Origin of the sequence: Paracoccus caeni (assembly GCF_016629665.1) — a bacterium.
Taxonomy (GTDB): Bacteria; Pseudomonadota; Alphaproteobacteria; order Rhodobacterales; family Rhodobacteraceae; genus Paracoccus; species Paracoccus caeni.
This window is the reverse complement of the sequence record NZ_JAEPRQ010000003.1, coordinates 123,622-141,395: the sequence shown is the minus strand read 5'-3', so window position 1 is coordinate 141,395 and position 17,774 is coordinate 123,622. Positions and strand designations below refer to the sequence as shown.

Genomic DNA, 17,774 nt, shown 5'->3' with positions numbered 1-17,774 from the left:
CGAACGCCCGCTGGCCGATTATGTCTTGCCCCATGATGACGCCAGCCGACCGACTTTCCCAACGCCGGGCCGAGGTCGCCCGCTTCACCCGCGCCCGCTATGGCCTGTGCGGGACGCTGAGCCTGCACCGTCTGGCGCTTGGCTGGGACCTGGTCCGCGCGCCGGTCAACGTGATGCTGTCGCCGGTCTTTCTGCTGACCCGACTGCTGGCGCTGCTTTTCGGCAAACTGGGCGCGAAACGGGCCGCTTCATGGCTGTCGTCCCGCCGTATCTTCCTGCAATCCAATGTGGCGACACAGATCCAGCAGGACATGACCGCCTTCATCGCCGATCTTCAGGCCAAGGGCCTTGGCCCCGATGCGCCTCCCGCCCTGATCCGCGACCAGATCGCGAGCTACGCCGAGACCCGCAACGCCGTCTCGGAAATCGCCACCTCTCTGGTGGTGCTGCTGGCCGGGTTCCTGCTGTTCCATCAGGCAACGCCGGGCATCATCTCGCTTGCCGGTCCGCTGGCCGAGATGCGCGCCCATTCCACCGCCGTCAGCGATTTCGCCCTTGGCAGCGGCATGGGGCGGATGTGGTATTGGGCCTTCCCGGTCGAGCTGTCCCCGTGGGAAGTGATCCTGACCGGGGTTATCCTTGCCGTCATCGGCTCGCTTGTGACCACCTTCGCGGGGGTTCTGGCCGATCCGCTGCAAACCATTACCGGCACCCATCGTCGTCGCCTGATGCGGATGCTGGACCGCCTTGACCGCGCAGCAGCAGGCGGCGGGCTGGAGCGAGAGCATATCCTTGCCCGACTGGGCGATCTAAGCGACGCCGCCGTGATCCTCTGGCGCTCGATGCGAAGCTGAAGCTGACGGGCTAACCGCTGCTCTGCACTACACATTTCCCGGATGCGAACTTATCTTCCCCTCGGCGCGTTCTGTTGCGCAGTTGACCGGACGGAGCGTGAATGGGTATCGGCAGCGATCTGATGCAAGGGATTGGCCTTGGCGATCCGGTGATCCGGCTTGGCGTGACCGGCCTGTCGCGGGCGGGCAAGACGGTGTTCATCACCTCTCTGGTCGCCAATCTCATGGACCGCGGCCGTATGCACGCCCTGCGCGTCGCAGCCGATGGCACCCTCAAGGCGGCATGGCTACAACCGCAGCCCGACGATACCGTCCCGCGCTTTGATTATGAACGCTTCCTCGCCGCCATGACCGGCCCAGACCCTTTCTGGCCCGATGGCACCCGCCATGTCAGCCAGTTGCGCCTGTCGCTTCGCATCGAACGCCAAGGCCTCCTGTCCGGCTGGCGCGGCCCGCAAACCGTGCATCTCGACATCGTGGACTATCCCGGCGAATGGCTGCTTGATCTGCGCCTGATGGAGCGTGACTTCACCGACTGGTCCGCCGAGGTGCTTGACCGCATGCAGGACCGCCCCGGCGCGCCTGAATACATGGCAGCCCTCGCCGCCCTGACCGATGCGCCCCCCTTTGACGAGCCGACCGCCAAGACGCTGGCCGAGGTCTATACCGCCCATCTCCACGAAGCGCGCGAGGCAGGCTGGTCCGATTGCACCCCCGGTCGCTTCCTGATCCCCGGCGAGATGGCAGGCTCTCCGGCGCTTACCTTCGCGCCCCTGCCCGCCGATCTGCAAAACAGCCGCCTCTACAAGGAATTCCGCCGCCGCTTCGACGCCTATAAATCCCGCGTCGTCAAACCCTTCTTCCGCGAACATTTCGCCCGGATCGACCGGCAGGTGGTGCTGGTCGATGTCTTGGGCGCGATCCATCAAGGCCCGAAAGCGGTCGAGGACATGCGCCGCGCCATGGCCGACATCCTGACCGCCTTCCGTCCCGGTCGCGCAGGCTGGCTGGCGCAGCTTCTTGGCACCCGCCGGGTGGAACGCATCCTCTTCGCGGCCACCAAGGCCGACCACCTGAACCACGTCCAGCACAACCGGCTGACCGCCATCGCCTCGGCCATGCTGCGCGAGGCCCGCGACCGCGCCGATTTCTCGGGCGCACGGACCGAGGCCATGGCCATCGCCGCCCTTCGCGCCACGACCGAGGATGTGATCCGCCAGAATGGCGAGGAACTGCCCGCCGTTCGTGGCCGCCTGATCGACGGACGCATGGCCGCGCTTTATCCCGGCGAATTGCCCGCCGACCCCGCCGAACTGCTGCACCCGGCCCGGCAGGGGGCGGAAAAATGGCTCGACGGCGATTATTCCATCATGAACTTCGCCCCCGCCCCGATGACCGCGCGTCCCGGCGACGGCCCGCCGCATATCCGGCTGGACCGCGCCGCCGAATTCCTGATCGGAGACCGCCTGTGAGTGACGAGACACCCCGCAAACGCGGCCCCAATCGCGGCCCGGTGATGATCGAGATCGACACCCCCGACGCGCCCGATCCCCGGCAAGCCCCGCATCAGGACTTCGCCGACCGCCCGGACCAGCCCAACCCCGCCGATGCCGCCCCCATCGACATGGCCAGCGCCGTCCTGCCGCGCCCGCGCACGATGGAGATGGTGACAAGGCTGGTCGGACGGAAACCCTCGAAGCTGACGGCCTTCTTCATCAATTCCGGGGTTGCGTTGTTCACCTTTCTGCTGGGTATCGCGGCGCTCGACTATATCAACCGGCTGCTGATCAGCTATCCGGTTCTGGGCTGGATCGCGGTCACGCTTTTTGCGCTGTTCACGCTGGCCGCGCTTGGCATGGCATGGCGCGAATACCGGGCATGGGCGCGCTTCGCCAAGATCGACGCCATGCAGCGCAAGGCCGGAACCGCGCTGACCGAGGACAGCATGGACAAGGCCCGAGAGGTCACCGACCAGCTTCTCGCGCTCTACCATCGCCGCCCCGAGCTGGAATGGAACCGCAAACGCCTGACCGACCGCCGGGCCGAGACTTTCGACGCCCGCACCCTGCTGACTATGGCCGAGACAGAGCTTCTGGCCCCCCTCGATCAGGAAGCCCGCCGCGAGATCGAGGCCGCCTCGCGCACCGTCGCCGCCGCAACGGCGCTGATCCCGCTGGCTTTGGCCGATGTGGCGGCAGCACTGGCCGCGAACCTGCGGATGATCCGCCGTATGGCCGAAATCTATGGCGGCCGCGCGGGCGCGGTGGGCGGCTGGCGCCTTGCGCGCACGGTCATCACCCACCTGATCGCCACCGGCGCAGTCGCCGCTGGCGACGATCTGGTGCAAACCGTCGCCGGTGGCGGCGTTCTGGCCAAGGTCAGCCGCCGCTTTGGCGAGGGCATCGTGAACGGCGCCCTGACTGCCCGCGTCGGCATCGCCGCGATGGAGGTCTGCCGCCCGCTGCCCTTCCTGTCGCAGCCGCGCCCCAAGGTCGGAAACCTGCTGACGCGCGGTCTGAAAGGCCTCTTCGGCAACGACGACAAGACCTGACGCGCTACCCGGCAGCGACCAGATTGGCCGCCATATAGTCGCGCATCCCCTGCGGCTTCCGGCCCAACATCTGCTGCAAAGTCGGATCGGGTTGCGCGAATTCACCGGCCTTGGCGGCCCTGAAATAGCCCAGCGTGATCTCTATGGTCGGCTCCGGCAAACCGCGTTGCCGCGCGGCACCGGCCATCTCCACTTCACTCACGATCCGGCGGCCAATGTCACGGCCCAGAACCTCGGTGCCGATCCGCGCCAGATCCGACAGATCCAGCGCCTCTGCCCCGGTCAGCGGCGGCGTCGGCCCGTCGATCTGATGAAGCCCGGCCAGAAACCTTGTATCGGCCTCGGCCAGATCCTCATGCGCGGTCCAGACCACCTTGCCATCCTCTGGCCCGACCAGCATCCCCGCCTCGAACCCCGCCCGGTTCATCATCAGCGCGCTGCCCGCATAGAAACCATGCCGCAGCGCCGTCCAGTTCAGCCCGGATTCGGCCAACATCGCCTCGGTCGCGGCATGATCGCGCCCCGGCGGGAAATGCGAATCCGGCGAAGAAGACATCTGGCTGGTGTAAAGCAGACGCTCTACCCCCACGGCCTTCGCCGCCTCGATGGCATTGCGATGCTGCGCCAGTGAATCGCCGCCTACCGCAGCGGCATTCGACGACACCAACAGAATCCGCCGCGCGCCCTCGAACGCATGGTGCAGCGCGTCGGCGTCGTCAAAATCAGCCTCGCGGACGCGGATACCCCTCGCCGTCAGATCGGCTGCCGCCCCGGCATTGCGCACGCTGACCCCGATCTGCGCGGCCGGGACAAGCTCCAACAACTTCGCCACGACCAGCCGCCCAAGCTGGCCCGTCGCTCCGGTCGCAATGAACATTGGAAACACCTCTTGGTTATCATTGGAAACGAATCGTTGTTAACATCGATTTTCATCGATAGCAAGATTGTGCTATCATCGATAACAGAACCGCGCTAAGCAGAGGCCATGGACCAGCCAGAACCCGTTGACGACCTGCAACCACAACAGGCCCGGATCATCGCCGCCGCCCGCGACCTGATCGCTTCGGGCGGGATCGAGGCAGCCACGACCCGTGCCGTCGCGACCGCCGCCGGGGTGCAGGCTCCGACGATCTATCGCCTCTTTGGTGACAAGGACGGGCTGCTGGACGCGGTGGCCGAACAGGTGATGGCCGATTACGTGGCCCAGAAAGGCCAGCGCCTGCCCGACGCGGATCCGATTGCCGATCTGCGTTCCGGTTGGGACGAGCATCTGGCCTTCGCGCTTGCAAATCCGGGCATCTTCATGGTGATCGCGCTGCGCAGCGGCCCTACCTCACCGGCCAGCAGGCGCGGCATCGATGCATTGCGTGCAAAGCTGCGCGCGTTGGCGACTGCGGGCCGCCTGCGCCTGCCCGAGGAGAGGGCACTGGATCTGATCCACTCCGCCGCGACCGGCACCATCCTGACGCTTTTGCGTCAGCCAGCTGACCGGCGCGACCTGTCGCTTGCCGATGCCGCGCGCGAGGCAATCATCGCAGCGATCAGCGGCGACGCCCCCGAAGGCGCGGATCACGGTGAAAAAGGTGCCGCCATGGCCCTGCGCGCCCGCCTTCCCGCGATCAACGGGCTCAGCGAGGGCGAGCGCCTGTTACTTTCCGAAATTCTCGACCGCATCGCCGCCGGATCATCGTCCTAAAGACCCCGCGCAACGCCCACCGTGCGCAAGCTGTGTACGCCCTGTGCACAGGCTGTGCCTATACGGTGTACGCCCAGTGCAGCGAAATCCCCAGCATTTGCTGAAGATCCCGCATCGCCGCTTCTTCGTTGCGCAAATACCGATTGCAACGCCCGCAGCCCGTTGCCTCAGCCCCGGATTCGCGCCCCGTCCGCGTCGAAATGAAACGCCCGCGCCGCATCCGGGGTCAGCCAGACGGCGCTGTCCACCGCATAATCATGCTCGCCAAACAGTCGCACGGTCAGCAGCCCGTGATCCTCGGTCAGCGCATAAACCAGCGTCTCGCCGCCCAGCTTTTCGACATGGCTGATGCGCCCGGCGATCTGCCCCGCCTCAGCCGAAATCGCCACATGCTCGGGCCGGATTCCCATCTGCGCCGAGGACATCCCAAGCGGCGCCGATTTCAGGAAATTCATCTGCGGACTGCCGATAAAGCCCGCCACAAAGGTATTCGCCGGATCGTTATACAGATCCATCGGCCGCCCCACCTGCTCGACCCGCCCGGCCCGCAGCACCACGATCTTGTCGGCAAGCGTCATCGCCTCCACCTGATCATGTGTCACATAGATCATCGTCGCGCCCAGTTCGCGGTGCAGCCGCGCGATCTCGATCCGGGTCGCGACACGCAGGGCGGCATCAAGGTTGGACAACGGCTCGTCAAACAGGAACAGCTTCGGTCGCCGCACAATGGCCCGCCCGATGGCGACGCGCTGCCGCTGACCGCCCGACAACTCTGCCGGTCGCCGCTCCAGCAGCGGCTGCAATCCCAGCATCCCCGACGCCTTCTCGGTCGCGCCCGATATCTCGGCTTTCGAGGCACCCGCCTGCTTCAGCGCCAACCCCATATTGTCGCGCACTGTCAGATGCGGATAAAGCGCATAGCTTTGGAAAACCATGGCAATTTCGCGCTTGGCCGGGGCCACGTCGTTCACGCGGTTCCCCCCGATCGTGACATCGCCCGAGGTGACATCCTCCAGCCCGGCGATCATCCGCAAAAGCGTCGATTTCCCGCAGCCGGAAGGCCCGACGAAAACGCAGAACTCACCCGGCTCGACGTTCAGATCGACACCGGCGATCACTTCGGTCTTGCCGAAGGATTTGGTAACATTGGACAAAGTCAGGGCTGACACGTCGCCGCCTCCTTCAAAGTTTGATTGCAACGCCGGTCCGGACGCTTTCGTCGGCGGCAAGGCAGACGGCAAGCGAGCGAACGGCATCCTGCATGTGACGGGTCAGATCCTGATCCTCGGCGATGGCTTTTGCCACAAAGGCCGCCTCGGCATCGCAAAGCTGCTGATGCCCCGGCTCACCCGCCATCGACAGATCCTCGTCTCCCTGCCCGACACGGTGAATACGCAAGGTCGAGGTCATCGTATGCGCATCCACATCGTCCGAGCGCACACCTTCGGGCATACGGATCGACACCGCGCCATTCGGGCTGACCACATCCTTCACGAAGAAGGCGGTATCCGACATCATCGGACCCCAGCCGGCCTCGTACCAGCCGACCGATCCATCGGCGAAAAGCACCTGAAATTGCCCGTAATTATACATATCCGGCGCAATCTCATCGCTGAGCCGCAGGCCCATCCCGCGCACCTCGACCGGGGCGGCATCGGTGATCTGGCACATGACATCGACGTAATGCACCCCGCAATCGACGATGGGCGAGGTGGTCCGCATCAGCGCCTTATGCACCTCCCATGTCGGGCCACTGGATTGCTGGTTCAGGTTCAGCCGGAACACATATGGCCCGCCCAAGCCCCGCGCCTCGGCAATCAGGCGTTGCCAGCTTGGATGATGCCGCAGGATATAACCCACGACCAGCTTGCGCCCTGTCTCCACCGCACAATCCATCACCCGCTGCGCATCGGCCACATTGGTCGCCAGCGGCTTTTCGACAAAGACATGCGCCCCCGCCTGCATCGCCGCCACTGCATAATCGGCATGGCTGTCGGAATAGGTGGCGATGCAGACCAGATCGGGTTTCAGCCGCTCCAGCGCCTCGGCATAATCGTGGCTCAGCGGATAGTCCCGCAGCGCTTCCGGCAGGTCAGGCGTGCTGCGATTGACCAGCCCGACGATCTGGAATGCCGGGTCGGCGTGATAGGCCAGCGCATGGCTTAGCCCCATATTGCCCAGCCCGGCGACAAGGACGCGGATCATTTCACGGCTCCTGCGGTGATGCCACGGATCAACTGGCGCGAGAAGATCAGATACAGCACCAGCACCGGCACGATGGCCAGGCTCAGCGCCGCAAGGACCGCGTTCCAGTTGGTGACGAATTGCCCGATAAACACCTGACTGCCCAGGGTGATGGTCTTGGTCGCCTCGGATGGCGCAAGGATCAGCGGGAACCACAGATCGTTCCAGATCGGGATCATGGTGAAGACGGCAACCGTCGCCATCGCCGGGCGGACCAGCGGCAACACCAGACGGAAGAAGATGCGATATTCGGACAGCCCGTCGATCCGCCCGGCATTCTTCAGATCGTCCGAGACGCCGCGCATGAATTCGGACAAGATGAAGATCGCCAGCGGCAGGCCCTGCGCGGTATAGACCAGCACCAGCGCGGTCAGCGTATTGACCAGCCCGGTCGCCACCATCAATTGCAGGATGGCAACGGTGCCCAACCGGATCGGGATCATGATCCCAAGCGCCAGATAAAGCCCGGTCAGCGTATTGCCCCGGAAGCGGTATTCCGACAGCGCAAAGGCCGCCATCGCCCCGAACAGCAGGACAAAGAACAGGCTGAACACTGTCACCGTCATCGAGTTCAGGAAATACTGGAAGAAATCCCCCTGCGACAGCACGGTCTGAAACCCGATCAGATCAAAGGTTTCCCGGGTCGGCAGGGCCAGCGGCTCGTTAAAGATCGCGCGGCGCGATTTGAAGCTGTTCACGACGATCACGAAAACCGGGAACAGCGCGATCAGGGTATAAAGGATCAGGATGCCGTGGGCGGCAACGCTGCGGGGAAGGGAACTGCGGGCGCTCATATCTTACGCTCCTCAGAACTGATAGCGGCGCAGCCGCGTCTGGATGGCGAACAGATAGATGCAGACGCCCACAAGGATGATCCCGAACATGGCGGTGGCGATGGTCGCCCCCATATGCGGATCGCCAAGCTGCAACTGGAACCCGAAGAAGGTCCGGTAAAGGAACGTCCCCAGAATATCGGTCGCGAAATTCGGCCCGGCCAAGGCCCCCTGACTGACATAGATCAGGTCAAAGGCGTTGAAATTGGCCACGAAGGTCAGAACCGAGATGATGCCGATCGAGGGCAGGATCAGCGGCAGCTTGATCTTCCAGAACTGCGACCAGCCGGTCACGCCGTCGATCTCTGCCGCTTCGATCACCTCATCGGGGATCGACAGCAGCGCGGCATAGATCAGCATCATCGGGATCCCCACGAACTGCCAGACCGAGACCAGCGCCAGCGTCGTCAGCGCCGTCCCTTCCCGCCCCAGCCAAGGGGCGAACAGGCTTTTCAGGCCGACCGCATCCAGCATGCCGGGCGCAATGCCCCAGATCGGAGACAGGATCAGCTTCCAGACAAAGCCGACGATCACGAAGGACAGAATGGTGGGGATGAAGATCGCGGTGCGATAGAACGCCGCCATCCGCAACCTTGGCGATGACAGCAAGGCCGCCAACATGATCCCGACCGGGTTTTGCACCAGCATGTGGATCAGAAAGAACCAGGCATTATTGGCAAGCGCGTTCCAGAACGCCGTTGACCAGCGCGGATCGCCGAAAAGGGTCGCGAAATTCGCCAGACCGACGAATACCCGGCCACCCTCGGCCTTGCCGAACAGCGACAGGTTCAGCGTCCCAATCAGGGGGATGATCATGATCGCCGTATAGACCAGCACAGCAGGTGCCAGAAATACCACGATATGCCATCGAAAGGCCTTCCGCTGCGCCATGCCGCGCCCCTTCTTCGTTGCTTAAATACCGTCTGGGGGTGCGGGGGCAAAGCTGCCCCCGCCTGAGAGCCGGATCAGTTCTTCTGCGGCTCGTACCACGAGGCCAGACCTTCTTGCAGCCGTTCTGCGGCCGCTTCCGGGGTCTCGGTGCCGTTGATCACGTTGGCGCTGGCATTCCAGGTCTCGTTCTCAAGGTTCGGCGTGCCGCGCGACAGGATCTGATAGGTGGAACGGATCGTCGGCTCGCAGTTTTCGCGCCAGCTTACGAATTCCTGTGCCACCGGGTTCTGCATCTCGACCGGATTCGAATTCATCGAGAAGAAGCCCGGCAAGGCATTGGCGTAAAGCGAGGCGAATTCGTCCGAGCCGACCCATTCAAGGAAGGTCCGGGCCGCATCCGCATTCGGCGATGCCGCGTTCAGACCCAGTGCGATATCGGTATGGTCGCTGATATAGCAGGTGTCACCCTCTGCCGCGACGGGCGGAGCGAAAGCTCCCATCTCGAAGGCGCCTTCGATCTGCGGCTCGAACACGCCGATCTCCCACGAGCCGGTCGGATAGATCGCGGCGCGGCCCAGCGTGAACAGGTTCTGGCTGTCGGGATAGGTCTGCGCCTCGAAGCCGTCGCCCAGATAATCCTTCCAGCGGGCAAGCTGCCGGAACGGTTCGACCCAGGCATCATCGGTCAGCTTCTGGCTGCCGTCGATCAGCGCCTTGCGGCCCTCTTCGCCCTTCCAATAGGTCGGCCCGATATTCTGGTAACCCATCGTGGCGGCTTCCCATTGATCCGGGGTGCCCATGGCCATCGGGATATAGGTGCCGTCTTCCTTGATCGCGTCCAGCACGGCATAGAATTGATCGACGGTTTTCGGCGGCTCCAGCCCCAGTTCCTCGAAGGCGTTCTTGTTATACAGGAACCCGTGGATGACCGAGGCCATCGGGACGCAGAAAGTCGCGCTGCCGTCATCCGTCTGCCACGCCGATTTCGCCACATCCGAGAAATTGGCCATCGACGCCAGATCGGTCAGATCGGCAAGCTGGCCCTTGTTGAACAGCTCCAACGAGGCATCGAAGGGGCGGCAGGTGATCAGATCGCCCGCCGAGCCTGCATCCAGCTTGGAATTCAGCACGGCATTATATTCCGCAGGCGCGGTCGGCGCGAAATTGATCTTGATGCCGGGATTGGCGGCCTCGAACGCCGGGATGATCGTGTCCTGCCAGATTTGCAGGTCATCGTTACGCCAGCTTTCGACGGTCAGCGTCACGTCTTGCGCGGCGGCGGTGCCCGCCAGCATGGTGCTGGCCAGAAGGGCCAATCGTAGTTTTCCGGTCATGTCATTCTCCCTGATATTGGGCCTGTTCTCCGGCCCTTCGTTGCCAAAAAGTTTTGCTTCCGATCATTTCAGAAGTGGTTGCAGATGTCCTTCGCTGCGCGTCAGCGCGTCGCGGGCGGCGTCGGGCTCCACGCCCTGTGCCACCAGAATCGCCGTCTTCACCGCGCCTTGCGTTGCCGCAAGCGCCGCCTCGGCCACCGCCAGCGGCACCGAAGCGACATCGCCGACGATCCGCGCGGCGCGCTCGACCAGCTTTGCATTGTCAGCGGTCAGATTGACCATGTAGCCATCATGCACATGCCCAAGCCGGATACCGACCAGCACCGACAGCATGTTGAGCGCCACTTTCTGCGCGGTCGCCGCCCCCATCCTCGTGGATCCGGCGACCATCTCCGGTCCCGTATCCAGCAAGACGGGAATATCGACCGCTTCCAGCAGCGGTGCCCCCGGCACATTCGCGAAGCCAACGACGGTCACACCCCGCGCCCGCGCCTGTTCAGCAATGGTCAGCGCATAGGGCGTGCGCCCCGACGCCGCCAGCACCAGCACCACATCACCCGATTGCAGACCCGAGGCGTCCAGATCGGCGATGGCAAGACGGGCGTCATCCTCTGCCGCGCCTTTCATATGCAGCAGCGCATCAGCGCCGCCTGCGAACATCATCGGCGTCTGTGCCGGGGCCAGTCCGAACGTGCCTGCCAGTTCAAGGCAATCCGCCAGCGCCATCAGGCCAGAGCTTCCGGCCCCCGCATAACCCATTCGTCCGCCCGCACGCAAAGCTGCAGCCGCGGCCTCGGCAGCCATCTCGATCGCGGGCAAGGCCGGATGCAGGGCGGCAAGCGCGCCGATCTGGGCGTCCAGCAAAGCCGACAAAACCCGGTCCGCGGACCGCAGATGCAGCCCCTCGGCTTCGGGATGTCGCGATTCTGTCCTTGGTTCGGGCATCTGATTCCTCACTTGATCCGATAATGCCAAATCAATACCAATTGTAAAGAGTGTTAACGAAAATGGTCCAAATAGCCTATTTTGCAGGCAAACTCACTTTCGACTTTTCATTTGGTATTGCTTTGGTATCTTGTCAGCAAGGAGATCGTAATGGTGCTTTTTCTGGGAATCGATGGTGGCGGCACGGGGTGCAGGGCGGCTTTGGCCGATGCCGATGGCCGCGTGATCGGTCGCGGCCATGGCGGGCCTGCCAATATCAACACCAATGTCGATACCGCCGCCGCCAACATCCTTGCCGCCACGACCGAGGCGCTTGCCAATAGCGGTGCCGACCCTCGCGATCTGATCGCGACACTGGGACTTGCCGGGGGCACAATCAAGGCGGCGACGCAGCGTCTGTCTGACCTGCTGCCCTTCGCGAAATCCCAGATCGTGAACGACGCCATTACCGCCACGCGCGGCGCGCTTGGCCCTGATGACGGCATTCTCGCGGCGCTTGGAACCGGCTCGGTCTTTGCCGTCCAGCGTGCGGGCCATGTCCGGCAGGTCGGCGGGCGCGGCTTTCTGATGGGGGATGAAGGCAGCGGCGCGGTCATGGGCCGGGCACTGCTGGCCGATGCGATGCGGGCAGGGGATGGTTTCCTGCCGATGACGCCCCTGCTGCAAAGCCTGCTTGATGAATTTGGCGGTGCCGAGGGGATCATCTCTTTCGGCAACCATGCCAGCCCCGCAAAATTCGGCGAACTCGCGCCACGGATCGTCAATTCCGAGGATGAGGCCGCGCGCCGCATCCTGGACAAGGCGGTGGATAAGGTCCGCCACATCCTGACCGTTCTGCAGGACGGGGACAGCCTGCCGGTTGTCTTCGTCGGCGGTCTGGGCGCGTCCTATGCGGCCCGGCTGCGCGGTCCATGGCCGGTGCAGCAGGCACGCGGCGATGGCGTCGATGGGGCCTTGCTCATGGCCCGCCAGATGGCAGGTGCCGCATGAGCGAGTTGTTCAAGGCCACCGATTTCAACGATGCCAGCGGCGGTCCGCTTTATCTGCAACTGCACCGCCGCATCGCCGAGGCGATCATCTCGGGCCGCCTGAAACCCGGCGACAGCCTGCCGCCAGAGCGTGAGATGGCCGCCCAGACCGGCCTGTCGCGGGTCACCATCCGCAAGGGGATCGAGGCGCTGGTCGCCTCGGGTCAACTGGTGCAGCGGCGTGGCTCCGGCACCTTCGTTGCGCCAAAGGTAGAGCGGCTGGAACAGGCGCTGTCGCTGCTGACCTCGTTCACCGAGGATATGGCCCGGCGTGGTCGGCAGGTCGAAAGCCGCTGGCTGGCGCGCGGATTGCACGCCCCTGCCCCGGAAGAGGTGATGGCGCTTGGCCTTGGCGCGGGCGACCGTGTCGCGCGGCTTGAACGGGTGCGCAGCTCCGACGGTGTGCCGCTGGCAATCGAACGCGCCTCGCTGCCCTCTGCGATCCTGCCGGACCCCGAGGTGGTCGAAACCTCGCTTTACGGGGTGCTGGAGGCGCGGGGATTGCGCCCGGTCCGGGCGGTTCAACGGATTTCGGCGACCAATCCGAATGCCAAGGACGCCGAATTGCTGGGCGTCGGGGCGGCGGTCGCGGCGTTGCGGATCGAACGCATGTCTTATCTCGGCACCGGACAGGTGGTCGAGTTCACCCGGTCCATCTATCGCGGCGATGCCTATGACTTCGCCGTCGAGCTGAAACTGGCCCCCGGTCCCGATCAGGGCGAGGCCGAAAGGAATATCGCATGACACAAAGCCACATGGCCCGCGAAGTGGCCGAAATCCCGCAGGTCGTGGCCCGCTTTCTGGCCGATTCGCAGGGCGTTCTTGGCGCGGCGGCGGCAGCGCTTCGCCAGACCGATCCGGGCGTGATCGCCACGGTCGCGCGCGGCTCATCCGACCATGCCGCAGCCTATCTGAAATATGCGATCGAATTGCAGACCGGCATTCCGGTCGCTTCGGTCGGGCCATCCATCGCCTCGATCTACAAACGCCCGCTTCGGCTGGCCGGGGGGGCCTGCATCGGCATTTCCCAATCAGGCCGCAGCCCCGACATCGTCGAGATGATGCAGGCCAGCACCGATAGCGGCGCCTTGTCCATCGCCATCACCAACCACGCCGACAGCCCGATGGCGCTGGCCTCGGCCCATTGCCTGCCCCTGCAGGCGGGGGAAGAGAAAAGCGTGGCGGCGACCAAGACTTTCGTCGCATCCGTGCTTGCGGGGCTGGCTTTGCTGGCCGAATGGAGCGACGATGAATCACTGCGCGATTCCATCGCAGCCCTGCCGGATGCGCTGCAACAGGCGGTGTCGCTTGACTGGACGCCGCTGGCCGCCCGGCTTGCACGCGCGCAGCATGCTTTTGTTCTGGGGCGCGGTCCCGGTTTTGCGATTGCAAATGAGGCGGCACTGAAGATGAAAGAGACATCGGGCATCCATGCCGAGGCCTATAGCGCCGCCGAAGTCCTTCACGGCCCCGCTGCCATCGTCCAGTCCAGCTTTCCAGTTCTGGCGCTTGGCGTCGATGATGCGGCGCTTCCGCAGCTTGCGGCGACGGCCAGCCGTCTGGCAGATCAGGGGGCCGATGTCTTCGTGACCGGAGCTGACGTTCCCGGCGCGACCATCCTGCCCTCGGTTCCCGGCCTGCATCCGCTGCTGGCACCGCTATCCCTGATCGTCAGCTATTATGCCTGCGTCGAGGGGCTGGCCCGAAGACGCGGCTTTGACCCGGACACGCCCCCGCATCTGCGCAAGGTGACGGAGACGCGCTGATGCCCCAGATCCTGACCGGCGCCCGAATTTTCGATGGCCAGAGATTGATCTCTGGTCATGCGCTGGTGATCGAAGACGGCGTGATCCGGTCCATCATCCCCGCCGACAGCGCCCCTGCCGGGTCGCAACGGGTGGAAGGGATCATCGCACCGGGCTTTGTCGATCTGCAGGTGAATGGTGGCGGCGGCGTGATGGTGGACGGCGCGACCGATCTGCACGCCCTTCGCCATATCTGCGCCACGCATCTGCGGCTTGGCTGTGCGGGCATCCTGCCGACGCTGATCAGCGACACGCCCGAGGCGACACGACAGGTCATCGCCGCCGCCTATGCGGCGGCATGGACCGGCGTGCCGGGCTTTCTGGGACTACATCTCGAAGGGCCGCATCTGGACCCTCGCCGGCATGGTGCCCATGACCCCGCCGTGCTGCGCCCGATGACATCCGAGGATCTGGATCTTCTCTGCGATGCCGCCCGCGCCCTGCCCGTTCTGATGGTGACGCTTGCACCAGAGGCCGCGACCCCGGAACAGATCGCCACGCTTGTCGGGGCTGGTGCGGTGGTCAGCCTTGGTCACAGCGATTGCGATTTTGACACGGCCAGCGCGGCCTATGCCGCGGGTGCAGGCTGCACCACGCATCTCTTCAACGCCATGAGCCAGATGGGCCACCGTCAGCCCGGTCTGGTCGGCGCGGCCCTGACCGAATCCCGCGCCATCGGGCTGATCGCCGATGCAGTCCATGTCCACCCCGCCGCCATGCGCATTGCCCTTTCGGCACGGTCCGAGGGGGTGTTCCTTGTCAGCGATTGCATGGCCTTCGCCGGGACCGATCTAACCGAAATGCCGCTGAATGGCCGGTTGATGTATCGCCAGAACGGCAGGCTGACACTGGCCGACGGCACCCTTGCCGGGGCCGACCTGCGGCTTGACCGCGCGCTTCAGGTTCTGGTTGGCGAAGTTGGTATCCCGGCCGAACGCGCGCTTGCCATGGCGACCAGCGAACCGGCCCGCGCCATCGGCCTTGATGACCGCTACGGCCATATCATCCCCGGACGCCATGCCGACATGATATTGCTGGACGATCGGCTAACGCTGCAATCGGTCTGGCAATATGACGAATGGCAGCCTGCTTTGCAGCAGAATGCCGCGCTCTGATCCCGCGAAAGCTCTGGTCCGGCCCGCAGAATACCGCTAGGAAATCGGGCATGGAAAAGATCGACCTGCCCGAGCGCCCCGACTGGCGCGACACCGCCAAGGAAGTAGGCTTCACCTTCGCCGATATGCATGGTGAGCCTTACTGGGACGAAACCTCGGCCTATCGCTTCTCGCTGCGTGAGATCGAAGAGGATATCGAGGATCCCTCGACCGATCTGCACGCCATGTGCCGGGATGCGGTGCAGGAAATCGTCGGCAATGAGATGCTGATGGGCAAACTGGGCATCCCCGAGGCGCATTGGGATCTGGTCGCCGATAGCTGGCGGCGGAACGAGCCGGAAATCTATGGCCGCTTCGATCTGGCCTATGACGGCAACGGCCCGGCGAAACTGCTGGAATACAATGCCGACACGCCGACCTCGCTATACGAAAGCGCGTCCTTTCAGTGGCAGTGGCTGGAGGATCAGCTAGAGGCAGGCGTCCTGCCCGAAGGCGCGGATCAGTTCAACGGCATTCACGAGGCGCTGGTCGAACGCTTCCGTGAATTGTTCCCGAAGAACACCGAGCTGCATTTCACCGCCATCGCCGACAACCCGGAAGACTATGCCACCGTCGAGGCGATGGGCTGGGCCGCCCGCGAGGCCGGGATGGGCGCGCATTACACCGATCTCGACAAGATCGGCATCAGCAAGGACGGTCAATTCGTGGACAGCGACGACCGGGTAATCGGCACGCTGTTCAAGCTCTATCCCTGGGAAGACCTGCTGAACGAGGATTTCGCCCGCAATATTGCAGGGTCAGGCGCGATGTTCCTTGAACCGGCATGGAAGGCTTTGTTGTCGAACAAGGGCATCCTGCCGATCCTGTGGCAGATGTTCGAGGGTCATCCGAACTTGCTGCCTGCCTTCTTCGCCGACGACGTGGCCGACGCGCTGGTCGCGGGCGGCAAGCCGGTGCCCGCCGTGGCCGACGCCTATGCCCGCTCGGCCGATCTGCTGCGGGCGGGCCATGTGGTGAAACCGATCTTTTCGCGCGAAGGCGCCTCGGTCAGCATTGTCGAGAATGGCGATGTCACCGAGGCCTCGCCCAATACCGACTATGACCAGCATCCCCGCATCGTTCAGGCCTATGCCCCCCTGCCCGATTTCGGCGGCTTCCGCCCGGTGATCGGCGCTTGGATCGTTGGCCGCACCTGCGTCGGCATGGGCCTGCGCGAGGATCGCTCGCGCATCACCCAGGATCTTTCGCGTTTCAAACCCCATTTCATTACGGAATAATAAAGGCCGAGGAGGAATCATGAGAAAACGCTCCAGAACCGTCGCGCTGACCATTCTTGGCGCCGCATCCTTCGCCATCGCCGGTTGCCGCGACGAACAGGTCGAGGCGCAGGCCTATCCCGATCTGGCCGCATGTCAGGCCGCCGCGACCGATGGTGGACTGATCACAGCCGATCAGTGCCAACAGGCCTTCACCGAGGCCGAGCAACTGCATGTCGAATCCGCCCCCCGCTATGACAGCCTTGCCGTCTGCGAGGAACAGCACGGCGCCGGCAATTGCGGCTCGGAACAGGAGCAGGTGTCGAATGGCGGGTCGGGCAGCATCTTCATGCCGCTGCTGGCGGGCTATCTGATCGGTAGCATGCTGGGCGGCGCCGGGCGCGGCATGGCGGCATCGCAGCCGATGTATAGCAACGGTCAGGGCGGCTACACCAACGCGGCGCGGACCAGCACCTTCAACTCGAACAGCGGACGCGGCGCGATGAGCAGCCAGCAATTCACCCGCCCCACCGCAACCGCAGGCCAGCCGCCGATGTCACGGGCAACCGCCACATCGCGCGGGGGCTTCGGCAATAGCGGCGGATCACGCAGCTTCGGCGGATAAGAAACGGGTCTGCGGTCGGGCCAATGACCGCCGCAGCTACCCCCGCCCGCGATACCCCGGCACGCCCTGATCGGGCAGCCAAAGCCCGGCAGGCACGGCCCCGCTCTGCCAGAACACGTCGATCGGCATGCCACCCCGCGGATACCAGTATCCGCCGATCCGCAGCCATTGCGGCGCCAGCAACTGCACCAGCCGCTTGCCGATCCCGACGGTACAATCCTCGTGGAACGCACCGTGATTGCGGAAACTGCCCAGATATAGTTTCAGCGACTTTGACTCGACCAGCCACTCATCCGGCACATAATCGATGACCAGATGCGCGAAATCGGGCTGGCCGGTGATCGGGCACAGGCTGGTGAATTCGGGCTGCGTGAAGCGGACGACATAAGCCTCGCCCGGCTGCGGGTTCGGCACCCGTTCCAGCACGGCCTGTTCGGGACTGTCCGGCAGATCGATCTTTGCGCCAAGCTGGGTCAGCGCGTCGGTATAATGGCTCATCTGATGCTCCTGTTTTGACCGGGTGGGCTGCGACCGGAGCCGCGCGGATAGCAGCCCGCCCCGCCAGCGTCAAACTGTCGGCTTGCGTCCCCGCGCCGC

At 64.3% G+C, this 17,774-nt stretch carries 18 protein-coding genes; 10 read left to right on the top strand and 8 right to left on the bottom strand.

The features are described 5' to 3' along the window. The first annotated feature begins 32 nt into the window (after positions 1–32). From JJJ17_RS10220 to JJJ17_RS10210, 3 genes are all read left to right on the top strand, one after another. Positions 33–854, top strand: a complete 822-nt coding sequence (locus JJJ17_RS10220) for a DUF6635 family protein (RefSeq protein ID WP_234464024.1) — start codon at positions 33–35, stop codon at positions 852–854. Between the two features lie 101 nt (positions 855–955). Next, on the top strand, positions 956–2,326 hold the full coding sequence (locus tag JJJ17_RS10215) for a YcjX family GTP-binding protein (protein WP_200686054.1): 1,371 nt from the start codon (positions 956–958) through the stop codon (positions 2,324–2,326). Next, on the top strand, positions 2,323–3,405 hold the full coding sequence (locus JJJ17_RS10210; protein WP_325168798.1) for a YcjF family protein: 1,083 nt from the start codon (positions 2,323–2,325) through the stop codon (positions 3,403–3,405). Before JJJ17_RS10215 ends, JJJ17_RS10210 begins: the two co-directional genes overlap by 4 nt. Before the next feature lie 4 nt (positions 3,406–3,409). Here the strand turns inward: JJJ17_RS10210 and JJJ17_RS10205 are convergent, their stop codons facing one another. Continuing rightward, entirely contained in the window at positions 3,410–4,282 is an 873-nt protein-coding gene (locus tag JJJ17_RS10205) for an NAD(P)H-binding protein (protein ID WP_200686053.1), read from the bottom strand. A gap of 108 nt (positions 4,283–4,390) precedes the next feature. Here JJJ17_RS10205 and JJJ17_RS10200 point away from each other — a divergent pair, with 108 nt between their 5' ends. After that, entirely contained in the window at positions 4,391–5,101 is a 711-nt protein-coding gene (locus tag JJJ17_RS10200) for a TetR/AcrR family transcriptional regulator (protein ID WP_200686052.1), read from the top strand. Positions 5,102–5,268: 167 nt separating this feature from the next. On the opposite strand, the gene JJJ17_RS10195 is transcribed toward JJJ17_RS10200, so the two are convergent. The 6 genes from JJJ17_RS10195 to JJJ17_RS10170 form a co-directional block, all read right to left on the bottom strand. Continuing rightward, positions 5,269–6,270 (bottom strand): ABC transporter ATP-binding protein, encoded by a 1,002-nt coding sequence (locus tag JJJ17_RS10195; protein WP_200686051.1) that lies wholly within the window; start codon positions 6,268–6,270, stop codon positions 5,269–5,271. A gap of 13 nt (positions 6,271–6,283) precedes the next feature. Then, a complete protein-coding gene (locus JJJ17_RS10190; protein ID WP_200686050.1) occupies positions 6,284–7,306 on the bottom strand; it encodes a Gfo/Idh/MocA family protein in 1,023 nt (340 codons plus the stop codon). After that, positions 7,303–8,139 carry a carbohydrate ABC transporter permease gene (locus JJJ17_RS10185; RefSeq protein ID WP_200686049.1) on the bottom strand — a complete coding sequence of 279 codons (837 nt, stop codon included), beginning with the start codon at positions 8,137–8,139 and terminating at the stop codon, positions 7,303–7,305. The genes JJJ17_RS10190 and JJJ17_RS10185 overlap by 4 nt, the downstream gene beginning before the upstream one ends. A 12-nt stretch (positions 8,140–8,151) precedes the next feature. Beyond that, positions 8,152–9,069, bottom strand: a complete 918-nt coding sequence (locus JJJ17_RS10180) for a carbohydrate ABC transporter permease (RefSeq protein WP_200686048.1) — start codon at positions 9,067–9,069, stop codon at positions 8,152–8,154. A gap of 74 nt (positions 9,070–9,143) precedes the next feature. After that, complete coding sequence (locus JJJ17_RS10175; RefSeq protein WP_200686046.1) at positions 9,144–10,403, bottom strand: ABC transporter substrate-binding protein; 1,260 nt, start codon at positions 10,401–10,403, stop codon at positions 9,144–9,146. 63 nt (positions 10,404–10,466) lie between these two features. Next, positions 10,467–11,348: an N-acetylmuramic acid 6-phosphate etherase gene (locus JJJ17_RS10170; protein ID WP_200686044.1), complete on the bottom strand. Its 882-nt coding sequence runs from the start codon at positions 11,346–11,348 to the stop codon at positions 10,467–10,469. A gap of 150 nt (positions 11,349–11,498) precedes the next feature. Here JJJ17_RS10170 and JJJ17_RS10165 point away from each other — a divergent pair, with 150 nt between their 5' ends. Genes JJJ17_RS10165 through JJJ17_RS10140 form a run of 6 tightly spaced genes read left to right on the top strand, consistent with a single transcriptional unit; the run spans position 11,499 to position 17,177 of the window. Further along, a complete protein-coding gene (locus JJJ17_RS10165) occupies positions 11,499–12,338 on the top strand; it encodes a BadF/BadG/BcrA/BcrD ATPase family protein (protein WP_200686042.1) in 840 nt (279 codons plus the stop codon). Then, complete coding sequence (locus JJJ17_RS10160; protein ID WP_200686040.1) at positions 12,335–13,120, top strand: GntR family transcriptional regulator; 786 nt, start codon at positions 12,335–12,337, stop codon at positions 13,118–13,120. The genes JJJ17_RS10165 and JJJ17_RS10160 overlap by 4 nt, the downstream gene beginning before the upstream one ends. After that, positions 13,117–14,142 carry an SIS domain-containing protein gene (locus tag JJJ17_RS10155; RefSeq protein WP_200686038.1) on the top strand — a complete coding sequence of 342 codons (1,026 nt, stop codon included), beginning with the start codon at positions 13,117–13,119 and terminating at the stop codon, positions 14,140–14,142. The genes JJJ17_RS10160 and JJJ17_RS10155 overlap by 4 nt, the downstream gene beginning before the upstream one ends. After that, the gene (gene nagA, locus JJJ17_RS10150) at positions 14,142–15,296 is read left to right on the top strand and encodes an N-acetylglucosamine-6-phosphate deacetylase (protein WP_200686036.1); all 1,155 of its coding nucleotides are present in this window, start codon (positions 14,142–14,144) and stop codon (positions 15,294–15,296) included. Before JJJ17_RS10155 ends, nagA begins: the two co-directional genes overlap by 1 nt. Positions 15,297–15,346: 50 nt before the next feature. Continuing rightward, positions 15,347–16,573: a glutathionylspermidine synthase family protein gene (locus JJJ17_RS10145; RefSeq protein WP_200686034.1), complete on the top strand. Its 1,227-nt coding sequence runs from the start codon at positions 15,347–15,349 to the stop codon at positions 16,571–16,573. Between the two features lie 19 nt (positions 16,574–16,592). Next, positions 16,593–17,177: a DUF1190 domain-containing protein gene (locus JJJ17_RS10140; protein WP_200686032.1), complete on the top strand. Its 585-nt coding sequence runs from the start codon at positions 16,593–16,595 to the stop codon at positions 17,175–17,177. Between the two features lie 36 nt (positions 17,178–17,213). Here JJJ17_RS10140 and queF read toward each other — a convergent pair whose 3' ends face one another. Next, positions 17,214–17,675 (bottom strand): preQ(1) synthase, encoded by a 462-nt coding sequence (gene queF, locus JJJ17_RS10135; RefSeq protein ID WP_200686030.1) that lies wholly within the window; start codon positions 17,673–17,675, stop codon positions 17,214–17,216. Positions 17,676–17,774: the final 99 nt, after the last annotated feature.